Annotated in this window: 11 protein-coding genes, 1 tRNA gene and 3 pseudogenes; 8 read left to right on the top strand and 7 right to left on the bottom strand. The window is 53.8% G+C overall.

Features of this window, described 5'->3' with window-relative positions; translation table 11 throughout:
• Positions 1–117: 117 nt before the first annotated feature.
• Positions 118–681 (bottom strand): annotated as a pseudogene (locus tag ACP7E0_RS28440) (site-specific integrase); the annotation flags it as partial.
• A gap of 230 nt (positions 682–911) precedes the next feature.
• On the opposite strand from ACP7E0_RS28440, the gene ACP7E0_RS28435 reads away from it, so the two are divergent.
• Positions 912–1361 carry a hypothetical protein gene (locus tag ACP7E0_RS28435; protein ID WP_426129900.1) on the top strand — a complete coding sequence of 150 codons (450 nt, stop codon included), beginning with the start codon at positions 912–914 and terminating at the stop codon, positions 1359–1361.
• A gap of 101 nt (positions 1362–1462) precedes the next feature.
• On the opposite strand, the gene ACP7E0_RS28430 is transcribed toward ACP7E0_RS28435, so the two are convergent.
• Positions 1463–1615 (bottom strand): hypothetical protein, encoded by a 153-nt coding sequence (locus tag ACP7E0_RS28430; RefSeq protein ID WP_426129899.1) that lies wholly within the window; start codon positions 1613–1615, stop codon positions 1463–1465.
• Positions 1616–1774: 159 nt separating this feature from the next.
• Here ACP7E0_RS28430 and ACP7E0_RS28425 point away from each other — a divergent pair, with 159 nt between their 5' ends.
• Positions 1775–2359, top strand: a complete 585-nt coding sequence (locus tag ACP7E0_RS28425; RefSeq protein ID WP_426129898.1) for a hypothetical protein — start codon at positions 1775–1777, stop codon at positions 2357–2359.
• 333 nt (positions 2360–2692) lie between these two features.
• Here the strand turns inward: ACP7E0_RS28425 and ACP7E0_RS28420 are convergent, their stop codons facing one another.
• From ACP7E0_RS28420 to ACP7E0_RS28405, 4 genes and pseudogenes are all read right to left on the bottom strand, one after another.
• Positions 2693–2917, bottom strand: a complete 225-nt coding sequence (locus ACP7E0_RS28420) for a hypothetical protein (RefSeq protein ID WP_426129897.1) — start codon at positions 2915–2917, stop codon at positions 2693–2695.
• 287 nt (positions 2918–3204) lie between these two features.
• Positions 3205–4104, bottom strand: coding sequence for a hypothetical protein (locus tag ACP7E0_RS28415; protein ID WP_426129895.1), 900 nt, complete (start codon positions 4102–4104; stop codon positions 3205–3207).
• A 62-nt stretch (positions 4105–4166) separates the two neighbouring features.
• Positions 4167–4778, bottom strand: coding sequence for a hypothetical protein (locus tag ACP7E0_RS28410; RefSeq protein ID WP_426129894.1), 612 nt, complete (start codon positions 4776–4778; stop codon positions 4167–4169).
• 291 nt (positions 4779–5069) lie between these two features.
• Positions 5070–5201: pseudogene (locus tag ACP7E0_RS28405) on the bottom strand (site-specific integrase); the annotation flags it as partial.
• 140 nt (positions 5202–5341) lie between these two features.
• Between ACP7E0_RS28405 and ACP7E0_RS28400 the strand changes: the two are divergent.
• From ACP7E0_RS28400 to ACP7E0_RS28385, 4 genes are all read left to right on the top strand, one after another.
• Positions 5342–6118, top strand: a complete 777-nt coding sequence (locus ACP7E0_RS28400; RefSeq protein ID WP_426129892.1) for an LEM-3-like GIY-YIG domain-containing protein — start codon at positions 5342–5344, stop codon at positions 6116–6118.
• A gap of 871 nt (positions 6119–6989) precedes the next feature.
• The gene (locus tag ACP7E0_RS28395; protein WP_426129890.1) at positions 6990–8144 is read left to right on the top strand and encodes a hypothetical protein; all 1155 of its coding nucleotides are present in this window, start codon (positions 6990–6992) and stop codon (positions 8142–8144) included.
• A gap of 79 nt (positions 8145–8223) precedes the next feature.
• Complete coding sequence (locus ACP7E0_RS28390; RefSeq protein WP_426129889.1) at positions 8224–8820, top strand: hypothetical protein; 597 nt, start codon at positions 8224–8226, stop codon at positions 8818–8820.
• A 28-nt stretch (positions 8821–8848) separates the two neighbouring features.
• Positions 8849–9532, top strand: a complete 684-nt coding sequence (locus tag ACP7E0_RS28385; RefSeq protein WP_426129887.1) for a hypothetical protein — start codon at positions 8849–8851, stop codon at positions 9530–9532.
• A 107-nt stretch (positions 9533–9639) separates the two neighbouring features.
• On the opposite strand, the gene ACP7E0_RS28380 is transcribed toward ACP7E0_RS28385, so the two are convergent.
• Positions 9640–9729: transfer RNA gene (locus ACP7E0_RS28380), tRNA-Ser, on the bottom strand.
• A gap of 287 nt (positions 9730–10016) precedes the next feature.
• On the opposite strand from ACP7E0_RS28380, the pseudogene rplU reads away from it, so the two are divergent.
• A pseudogene (rplU, locus tag ACP7E0_RS28375) lies at positions 10017–10325 on the top strand (50S ribosomal protein L21); the annotation flags it as partial.
• Between the two features lie 101 nt (positions 10326–10426).
• Positions 10427–10696, top strand: coding sequence for a 50S ribosomal protein L27 (gene rpmA, locus ACP7E0_RS28370; RefSeq protein WP_037096930.1), 270 nt, complete (start codon positions 10427–10429; stop codon positions 10694–10696).
• Positions 10697–10729: the final 33 nt, after the last annotated feature.

Here is a 10729-nt window from a genome sequence, read left to right as displayed (position 1 = left end):
CTCCATTCGAGCCATGCAACCTCTTCGATCTGGCATTAATGTCAGCACTAATGCTGGTTCTAATGCCAGAACATCGCCCGATTTGCCCGATCAGCAAAATCCGCTAGCCGGACGCTCACTCTTGAAGAATGGGATCTTGCCACCTTCGCAGCCGTCGAGCAGGCGTTGCTCCTCATCGCCAGTTAGGCGCCGGCAACGTTCGTTTCGGATCACCGGACGTCGGACGAGCTTCACGACATTCTTCGCGAGCGGCATTCCCCAATCACGTATTGCCACCTCAATGACATGGCTGAGGATAGCGAGTTCACGCACGGCGGTAGATGGAGCTACTAAACGAAGGCGCTCATCGCGAAACGACGCCATGTCCTGTTGCGAGAGTCCTATCAACGTCCGGTGCGCGATATCATGGCGCTGAAGCACGTCGATTCGCTGAATCTCCTGAACGGCGCCTCGTTTTGTCGGAGATACCTCGACCTTATATCGTTTGAGCAGGTCGTCGAGTGTCGTGGTCTCGAGGATTTTGGTGTCTGGCGCAGCACCGAATCGATCGACCTGGCTCTCAAGATCCCTCGCCCATTTTTCCGCATCAGACTTACTGTCGAAGCTTTTTGCTCTAGGCTTCATACCACGTCGCCGCACCTGTGCTTGCCAGCGGCCTCTAAGTTTTCTGATCGTCGCCATGTCAATCCCTCATTGATGTCGTTGATCAATGCGTGGGATGCCCCGTTGGGGGAGCCAAGGATAATCCCGGACAATGTGGTTGCGCCATTTGGCCGCTCTTCTATGACAAGAGGAGGCGAAAAAGAGGAACGAAATGAAGAAGTTCATGGGTAGTCAGCTTTCTGCAAGCCGGATCTGCAGTATTCCGGGCAGCATTCGGTGTGATCCAGGCACCGTAGGAGCCTCATCACATGCTAACTCTACTCTCAAGGCTACAGGCCGGCACCCTCGGCGAACTACCCACCGTAGCAAAGCTGAACAGCCTCGGACACGCAGCCTACATCAGCCCCGAAGGCGCACCCGGTCACGACGTCATCATAGTTATCGCTGGCCTGGCTAAGTCGATCGAGGTGAAGACAAGGCAATTCCGAACAAGCCCAGCGCAGGACATCACCCGTTGGCCAGTGAACATGACAACGAAGGGCGACGCCGACTTTTTCATCTTCATCGAGCTGGATTTCAGAACTCTCACGCCAACGTGCTATGTGCTGACCAACGTCCAGGCGCGCGCCACGTTTCGAGATTACATCGGCGGTGGAAACTGCTACCCACCGGAAGTCCGGCGCCTGATCACGCCGAACGATTTCTCGGCGCTCACAGCACACCACGACGACGCACCTGGGGTTGCCAGCGGCCTCTGAGCTGCCGATAGTCGCCTCGCGATCTTCGCGCGTATGACACTCCGCGACGAAGGCGGGTCGGCGGCGGAGGCCGTGTGGCGGCTCACATCCTCATCCATTTTCTATACCAGATGCCGAGCATCGAACGGGTCGTTGCGTGACAGGACATTATGCACGATCACCTCGCCGTGGATGATGTTCGGATAATGCATCGTAATCAGCAACAAACCCATCGAGCCCGATGGCTTTGTCGCCAGCACAACCGTGGCAAGCATACGTTCAAGACTTGAGATTTCTTCTCGTATTGTCAGTATTTGGTTACATATAACGCGATTATTTCGGGAGCGCACAAGTTTCGAGCGGTCAGCTTTAAAACCTTAAATTGACTCCGTCAAAATATTAGAGAATTATAAAATAACGAATAGGGGGGTCCGATGATAGATTTACACGGAAAACTAGTAACTCTGCGCATTGAGAAAAAACCTGCCGGCGGGGACGAGAATTCAGAAATACCCGGAAAGCCAGCGGGGCCAGTGGTCCGTTACTGCGTAATCAATGATGACGACTCGTTGGCTACCAGCGTTGTTCTCAAATCGGGAGCCACGCCATTCTGCATCCTTGCAGGAATTTGCGTCGATTATTCGCCGTGGCAATGGATGAAGAATGAACGCTTGCAGGTGAGTGTGGCAACCGACGCAAGAATCTTTCAGCGCTGGAACAGCACTATATCCGACTCCTACAGCGCATATGACGTTATTGCCTTCACTTCGATTTTTTTTCCGACGGGCCGTTTCGACGACAACGCTGCAGCCGTCAGACTGCGAAGTGGGATAACCCGTCGCCGATGCGAAAGGAATATAGAACTAGGCCCGGCGCAATGGCCCGGCTATTACGACTCACCGATGGAGAAAGAAACCTTTCCGGCCGACCCTATGCCCGGTTTTGATCCACTGGGGTATTTGGAAATGCAATACTGGCTCACCACAAAAAGCTGCAACGCTGGACCACCACCACTATGAGGTGCCGAGCCTACGCTTGCCAGCGTCCTCTGAGTTTTCTGACCGTCGCCGTGTGATCTCCAATATCTATAGAAGATAACGTTAGAGTGTCCCAGGAGGGGAGCCGAGATCCATCCCAGCACTTCAGATCGCCAAGGAAGCATCGCCAGTTGCCCAGCCTAGGCGAAGCGTCATGCCATCCGGGAGTTGCACCTACATCAAGCGGGAGTGCTGGCTGAAGGGTGCGGATGGAGCGCCGAGGCATGGGGCCGGTATGGTGACGGGGGTTAAAAAAGACCAGTCGTTTTCGGCCGCAAAAATCATTAGTCTCCAGTGAATGGGGAGCTGAGTGCTTCATGCCGCGCCTCCGGACCTGACCTTGCCGTCAACCTCTGAGCTCTGATGGCCGTTGATGGCAATCTGGATTGGATGGTGCGGAAGAAATTGACTGAGGAGCGGTATCATCGCACCCAATAATCTGCTGATCGTGGCGAACGGCGGAAACGGCGAGAAGCTGGAGAAGTTCGACAGCATCGAAGCGCTGGTCGAAATGTGGTGTGTCGACTGACGCCATTCCATTATCGTTCGGCCTGGGGTTCGTTATGTCCGTGAGAATGGGTATTGTGCCCATTCAATTCCCTTCCGAATACCGTTGATAAAAAGCGTTCTCGATCCAGGCGACGAACGCATGGGCTTGTTCCCCTCCCTAGCGACATAGGCCGTGTTTTGAAGTGTCCGTCCTTCAACTTTAGCACGGACCCGCCGCTCATCTGCCCCGTCCAAGCCAGCGTTGGTTCTTTTGATCGGATAATCAGTCTTGAGCTTGATGAAACTATCAGTCGTTACGTTTCTTCTCCGGTTGCGGTTCAGTCCGTGGGTCGGTTCTTCGTCGACTTAGGAAACGCATCGGGCTCAATAAAGCGATCCATCGCCCTTCTGACTGCGTTAGCGACCATCGCCTTGGTAACGTTTCCCGCCAGATTTTTCGAACTTTGGACTGCATCGTGGACACGGATCATTACGTCCTCTTCGGAGTTCAGCGGATGTGCAGACCCTCCGGACGATACGTGATAGTGGCTGAGGACGTTATCGACGATTGCGTCCAACTCTTGATTGCTCCGCGATCCGATGAATACCCTGTTATTGGAAAGAGCCAATAACCGTATCTCGGATTGCAACTCATCGAGCCGTCTTATGATGTAGTCGCCGGAATTGATCTCATTTGTTTCCAACTTGGCTACTTCGAATTTTCCAAAGTGCCGTAGGAACGGAGAGTAGTTCTGATCGGTTTGACTTTTCGCAATCGTCGCGTTGATCCGGGCAGTCAGTTTCTCTTTGAACTCCAAGACATTCTGATACCGAAGGTCACGGCGATATGTCAGATGCTCTATCGGCGAAGTGTCAAAGGAATAGCCGGTGGCGTCATCTTTCACGATGATCACAGGCTTATCGAACGCCAGACGCAGGCCGAGTTCGAACATAACGTTGGCGTTCTTGCCACTTACGTCGCAAATGATGATCGGATTGTCGTAGAGATTTTGCACGATACGTGCCTGGATCACGCCGATGTCGGCACCCGTGCTCACCATCTGCGGGGTGAAGCCTGCATCTTGGACCGCTTCGTCCAAGATCGAATTCACATTCACCCAGTGGGTTTCGTCGTAGCCGTCCATTGCAGCGATCGGCATCACGATCCCGCACATCGGCAGGGCTTTCCCGTCACTGGCGTCGACATTGTTCCCTGCTTCTGTCTTTGGCTTCGCCATGTTCCCCTCGAAAATTGCTAGGTTGAAATGCAAATAATGTAGCCCACCGCAACTTTTTCTTGTCAATTTGGCTCGGTGAAGATCTCCCGCTCGGAATCGACAAGGAAGAGAGCATTGCTAATGTCAAGGTCCTCTGGCAGTGGCACGCGCATCTTGGCTGCCAAGGCATCAATGGTCGGCTTGATATCTTGGATCGCGGCTGTTGCCGGCGTCAGCACAGCAAGCGGGCTATAGGAGTATCCACGATCCTTGTTCTCTACGATCAGTGGCAGACTTGATCGGGTCATTTCGACGTTCGTGTGGAAATCAGTGATTGCAAGAATCAGCTTCGGGTCGAGCAAGCCAAGCTTGCTTGCAAGGGCCTTATAGAGTAGCGGATCCTGAAGTCGCATGAGCTCGAGAAAGTGACTATCGAACTCGCCGTCCCCATGCATACTCTTTCTCGCAACAAGGTTTGCCGTCCGCGCCAGCTCTTTCCTGATCAATATGATCTCGCCGAAAAGTGCTGCGGCGACTGCATCCGCTTCCTCGGCTCGGACCAAAGCGTCCCTCCGACGGTTAAGCCGGAAGTTGAAAAGCGCACCCACAAGCAGAATCACGACGCCAGATATCAATCCCGCAAATGAGCCAACAAGGCTGGCCTGCACAGACGCATTTGAAAACCATTGCCACATTTAATTCCCCTCGCCCTGCCTTCCTGATACCAGCCTATGTGGCGCAAGGAAACAGGTGCCAGAGCCACGGCCACTAGCGTAGAGATTCGAGAGCGAAAGCAGCGTGCGTCGTGCCCGCCGCTTGTAGAGGAGGATAGGACACCTCTACACCGGCGAGTGCCTCGCACTCGAACACGGAGGTGATCTGTGTGGTATCTGCCCGTTTACATCACGCTGTCATTAAGGAAAGACCGGACTGCCAGGGTGTCGTTCACTAAGGGACGCTAATATCTGGCGCCGCATCGCACCGCCAACGTGGGCACAAAGCTTGCGCGCCCGCTTCTCTGCATCGTTCTTGCTATCGAACGATTTGCAACGGGGCTTCATACCTCGCCTGCGAACTTGTGCTTGCCAGCGGCCTCTGAGCTTTCTGATCGTCGCCATGCGTATCCCCAATTGGCTATTGAAGATCACGCGTAGGATGCCCCCGGAGGGGTGCCAAGGATTATCCCGCACAGACATAGTTGTTGCAACCGAAGCTGGTCACTGTCAGATAATCGCTGCTGATTTGCAGGGGGGGCAACTTGAGTAGCAACCACAGATTTCCGGAAGAGGTTTGCCAGAAGCTGAGCAACTACGTTTATCGGCTGATAGACCCCAGAAACGGCGAGACTTTCTATGTAGGAAAGGGACGCAACAACCGGGTCTTCGATCACGCCGCCGGACTTTCTGACGTTGCAGAGGATGATGATCAGAGACTTGGTCCGAAGCTCGATCGCATCCGCGCAATCAAGAATGCAGGACTTGATGTCCTCCACGTCATCCATCGCCACGAGATACCCGACAGCGCAATCTTTGAAGTCGAAGCTGCAATCATCGATGCCTATCCTGGTCTCACTAACATTCAGGGCGGGCACGCGAGCAGCGACAAGGGGCCAATGAACCACCTGGAGCTGATCGATAAATATAGCCTGCCGGAGTTTCCGTCGAACCCCGAGCATCGTCTAATCCTAATCAACGTCAACAAGCTCGAAGAACGTTTTGACCGGCGCGCCATCTATAACCTTGTCCGATATTGCTGGCGGATCTCGAAGCTGCGGGCCGAAAAGGCAGAGTATGTGCTCGCAGTCGTCCGTGGAGTCGTGGTTGGTGCCTTTCGTCCCCAACGATGGATGGCTGCCACGTCCGAGAACTTCCCAGATATCGCTTACGCTGATGGCACAGAGGCTCATCGTGTGGGATTCATCGGCCAGGAGGCACCGCCAGAGATATGGGACCTGTATGTCGGCGATAGAGGCAAGCGAGTTACGGACGATAGGCTAAGGCATGTCCAAAATCCCATCCGATTTTGGAACTGCTGAGAAATCAGAGAGCACGCGCCCTCCTTGGCTTCCGGATCGTAGCCATGTGAACTCCAACGGTGTTGAAGATCACGCGTAGGACGCTCCTGGAGGGGAGCCACGGACTATCCCGGCACAACCCAGAATAACGACCACGTGCGGAAGCTATCCAGGGTGTTCAATATGGGCCTAGCGGTGGCCAGCAAGCCTGTGCCTGCCAAATGTCCGATGAGGAACGAAGTTGGGTTTTTGGAATTTTGCCGGGCAATCAGCAAATGATCATCATCTAGCAGAACGACTAAACCGAATGATCTCTAAAATTCGGGAAGGCTGCTTCGCATAATGAGTGATGGTGCCCAGAGCCGTCAAAGAGAAGGATCCCTTTTTCTCAGCAAAGTCCCAGGTAACGAAGCACGCCAGAACAAAAGCAGCGATAACGTATCTCATGTTATTATTATATATCGAGATGCTTAAGTTAACGTAAAGGGCGGTTTGAGAGACAGGCCCACTGTTGCCAGCGTCCTCTGAGCTCCCTGATCATCGCCATCGTGATTCTCCAACGGGTGTTGTCGATCACGCGTAGAACGAACTAGGGGCGAGGGATGCCCCTGGGGGGAGCCAAGGACTATCCCGGCGCTCAAGCAAGCAAATGAAACAGGTTCCACAAGCAGCGTCAGCGGAGCGTTGAACAGCAGCTCTGGCTACCTCCTCGTCTTTGGCCTTGCGATGCAAAAGGATAACGCATTTCGATAGATCAGTTTCGTCTTGTTCTCCGCAGCATGTTCTGCGAGACAGGCTAGATAAAAACACGCAGTGAGGGAAAATGGTCCGGCAACACGCAAGTCCACTGATAATCGAGCCCGACGGTAGTCGTGTGGCCGCGGCGCAAGCCTTGACCTTCGGATCTCACGGTTTCAGCGAGAATACCATTCAAGATCTTGTTCATCGATTTCCTCAATGTCTTCCAATCGCAGAGATAGATCCGCAGTTCATTAATCCCGTTCCAATTTGCAGAGAGCTGAACACCCCAGCTGGGCCTATCGACAACTTTTTGGTTACCGCTTCAGGTCTGCCTGTCCTCGTTGAATGCAAGCTCTGGAAGAACCCAGAAAGTCGTCGGGAAGTGGTTGGCCAGATCCTGGACTATTCTAAGGAACTGACGCGTTGGACTTCGTCTGACCTGCAACGCGAAGCCAGCCGTAACCTCAAGAGGGCCGGGAACCCTTTGATCGAATTGGTCATAGCAGCCGGGTATGATGTTGATGAAATTGCATTCAACGACGCGTTGACGTTCAACCTTCGGCGCGGTCGCTTTCTGCTTCTCATCGTTGGCGACGGCATTCGCGAGGGCGTCGAGGCGATTTCTGACTATCTTCAGAGGCATGCAGGCCTCCATTTCACGTTAGGCCTTGTTGAACTTCCGATTTATGAAATGGATAGCGGCCAACGAATTATTGTGCCACGCGTCCTAGCGCGCACACAAAACATCGTCCGCACCGTCGTTGCCGCGCCGGATGGCTACGCGGTGGCAGAGCAAGACCTAGACAATGAGATCTCGGAGCTTGATGTTGATCCTGAGGCAGACAGCATGCGGCAACGCAGACGTGCAAAGCGACTGGCATTCTGGACAGACTTTCTTTCAACACTCCGTCTAGATGATCCAGACCAAATGATACCAGCTGCACCTAAAGCGGCCCACGTGGTTTTCCGATTTGGCCAGCAGCATGGGTTATGCTGGCTGTCTGTCTATCGGGCTGCGGCAAGCAATACGGTCGGAGTGTTCCTGTCATTTACCCCTGGCACAATCGGTGAGCGGGTCGTCCAACTGCTGGCGGAATCTGCTGACGAAATCCGCGCCGAGTTGCCGTCAGCCGCCATCCATTTCGACCATGCGCCTCCTATCCACGAGCGCGACGTCCTATCAGATATCGATGATCCAACATCAAGAAGTCATGCAATATCGTGGCTTCAGGATCGAACGAACGCATTTATAAATGCGCTTCGACCTCGCATAAAATCAGCACTTCACGAGCTCGGCGCAGAATAAAATTTAAAGATCCGAAAATCTTATGCGTCGATTCGACGTCCAAAGGGATTCGTGGATGTGGACTTATATGGAGGATATAATGAAAGCTGAACATCTGCCATTCAAAGGCGCAAGTTATAATCAGGGCATCAACGGCAAAAAGGTCGCAGTAGTTGGATACTCGCATTGGAGCGAAGGCGAATATCCAGACAATGAAAATTTCTCCGCTTTCACACTGGATAAGGTGATGGATGGCTCCTGGAAACCAAGGTTCCATAGCACGATCCGAAATGCTTTTGGCTTCACCAGCCACTCCGATTTTTGGAACCGAGTCCTGTTTTTCAATTATGTGCCGACAATGATCGGGACGAAATCACAACGTTTTGGAACGGCAACTGATGCCGAGGCAAAAATCGCGAATGCTCGTTTTGAGCACATTCTAGACGACCATAAACCCGAGCTGGTTTTTGTTTTTACGAAGAAGACACAGCTTGGTGCGCTTGGGCTAAATTTCGAGCCGCTTTCTGAGCCTTTGCAGGCATTTGTCCACGCTGAGCGCACAGCAAACGGGCATACCTCCAAGATTGTCCGGCTTCGGCATCCCCAGGGGGCGAACGGCCGCGCTCTGAAACAGACTATTGCGCAGGCCCTTGGGAATCCTGATCGCCGCTCGGAGGAAGCAACCTCCCCTCCGTGATCCTGGTTCGTAAGTTTGGGCATATCCTATGGAAGAAATAATCGTATACTACCGGACCAACATCGGGGATCCGGACGCATCCGGAGCGTCATTGTTATACCAGCGCGCGCTCGTAGAAGACGCCTTGGCTGGGGGTAAAAAAATTGTCGTAAAGGAATATATATCGGAGGAGCATCCTGGTGAGGAAGCCGCAGCGTGGAACTACGCAATGGCAATTTTGGAGTCGTGTGCACCAAATCTAACTACGATACTGATCCCCCTGTCATCGGTGATTGGAAATGGCAATTGGCTGGACTTGACTGCCGTTTCTTGCCCGTTCGTGCTCTGGGAACTTCGTGCTCCACCCACGCCTTTCGCTCAAGTAATCCGCGTTCCGGACCTGGCAAGCGAGGGCTTGTTTCTTTTTCAACCGCGGAATTCACCAGGTTCACGTGCCGCGATCTATCTGTGTAACCGATCTCAACACATGCGAGAGATAACGGCAATTTGCCAGTATTATGGTTGTGATTCTGATGAGCCATTAGCTGAAGAGCCCGATGTGACATTCTTCGAGCTTGAGCCGGGCTTTGCCCTACTCGTCAATACCCGCTGCACCGCCGGACCTTCGGACCTAATGGCCGTTTATCGCGTTCGTTGGACCGCAAGCGACGGCGATGAGCAGCGAGCGGTTTTCTCGGAGGAGGACATTTTCGTTCAGTTCTGCGCACGCTAGTGCCGCGGTTGTGGCCCGTCGATCACCAGGATAAGTGGCAACATTTATTGGAGCGTGCGTTTCGGGGGGAGGATGTTGCGAGGAGCGCTGGTAGCCCAGGTTCAGAATGGCGGAGAGGGTGGGATTTGAACCCACGATACCCTTGCAGGTATGCCGCATTTCGAGTGCGGTGCGTTCGACCACTCTGCCACCTCTCCGGATATGCTGGTCGGCGCCGTTAGCGCGAGGCGGTTCATAGCGGCAGTTTTCGGCAATGACAAGAGGGTGGATCAAGGAAAATCAATCGCATCCGCGTCTTTCACCTTGACAGTTTTGCCGTCTTCACGTAATTCGCGAAATCGAAGTGGTGTGGCCAGTCCTCACCGCGCCGGGTTTCTATTGTGCCCGTTCACCGGCAAGGCCGAAACGCCTTGTTATGTCCGACTGAAGAAAAAGACGGCCTCACCCTGAGTGAAGAGCCGGAACGAACATGAAAGGATAAAAAATGTTCGCAGTCATCAAAACCGGCGGTAAACAGTACCGCGTGGCAGCCAACGACGTTCTGACGATTGAAAAATTGGAAGGCGCCGCAGGCGACAAGATTGAATTCACCGAGATCCTGATGGTCGGCGTCGGCGCCGATGCAACCATCGGTGCTCCGTTTGTCGAAGGTGCCGTTGTCAGCGCCGAAGTTGTGGAACATGGCCGCGCCAAGAAGGTCATCGCCTTCAAGAAGCGCCGCCGCCAGAACTCGAAGCGCACCCGCGGTCACCGCCAGCACAACACGACTGTCCGCATTTTGGACATCGCTGCTGTTGCAGGCGCGAAGGCGAAGAAGGCTTCCAAGAAGTCCGACGACGCTGCCGCTGAAGCCGCAAACTGAGATACGGATCCAAGGTTTAAAGGAGAACATCCATGGCACATAAAAAAGCTGGCGGTTCCTCGCGCAACGGTCGCGATTCACAGTCCAAGCGCCTCGGCGTGAAGAAGTTCGGTGGCGAAGTCGTCATTCCGGGCAACATTATTCTGCGTCAGCGCGGAACCCAGTGGCATCCGGGCGCCAATGTTGGCCTCGGCAAGGACCACACCATTTTTGCACTTACGGCCGGCAATGTGAACTACCGTACGAAGGCCAATGGCCGCGTGTACGTGTCTGTAATGCCGAAAGCCGAAGCAGCGGAATAAGCCGGTAGCGCTCTTAAAACAGCCGGCGTCTCA

The sequence above is a fragment of the Pararhizobium sp. PWRC1-1 genome, from assembly GCF_049897905.1.
GTDB lineage: Bacteria > Pseudomonadota > Alphaproteobacteria > Rhizobiales > Rhizobiaceae > Pararhizobium.
The sequence above is the reverse complement of the archived record's forward strand: the minus strand, read 5'-3'. Positions and strand labels throughout refer to the sequence as shown.

Coding starts and splice junctions, on each gene's coding strand:
- ACP7E0_RS28435 (WP_426129900.1), top strand. CDS start 912: ATGCTAACTCTACTCTCAAGGCTACAGGCCGGCACCCTCGGCGAACTA.
- ACP7E0_RS28430 (WP_426129899.1), bottom strand. CDS start 1,615: ATGCTTGCCACGGTTGTGCTGGCGACAAAGCCATCGGGCTCGATGGGT.
- ACP7E0_RS28425 (WP_426129898.1), top strand. CDS start 1,775: ATGATAGATTTACACGGAAAACTAGTAACTCTGCGCATTGAGAAAAAA.
- ACP7E0_RS28420 (WP_426129897.1), bottom strand. CDS start 2,917: ATGGAATGGCGTCAGTCGACACACCACATTTCGACCAGCGCTTCGATG.
- ACP7E0_RS28415 (WP_426129895.1), bottom strand. CDS start 4,104: ATGGCGAAGCCAAAGACAGAAGCAGGGAACAATGTCGACGCCAGTGAC.
- ACP7E0_RS28410 (WP_426129894.1), bottom strand. CDS start 4,778: ATGTGGCAATGGTTTTCAAATGCGTCTGTGCAGGCCAGCCTTGTTGGC.
- ACP7E0_RS28390 (WP_426129889.1), top strand. CDS start 8,224: ATGAAAGCTGAACATCTGCCATTCAAAGGCGCAAGTTATAATCAGGGC.
- ACP7E0_RS28385 (WP_426129887.1), top strand. CDS start 8,849: ATGGAAGAAATAATCGTATACTACCGGACCAACATCGGGGATCCGGAC.
- rpmA (WP_037096930.1), top strand. CDS start 10,427: ATGGCACATAAAAAAGCTGGCGGTTCCTCGCGCAACGGTCGCGATTCA.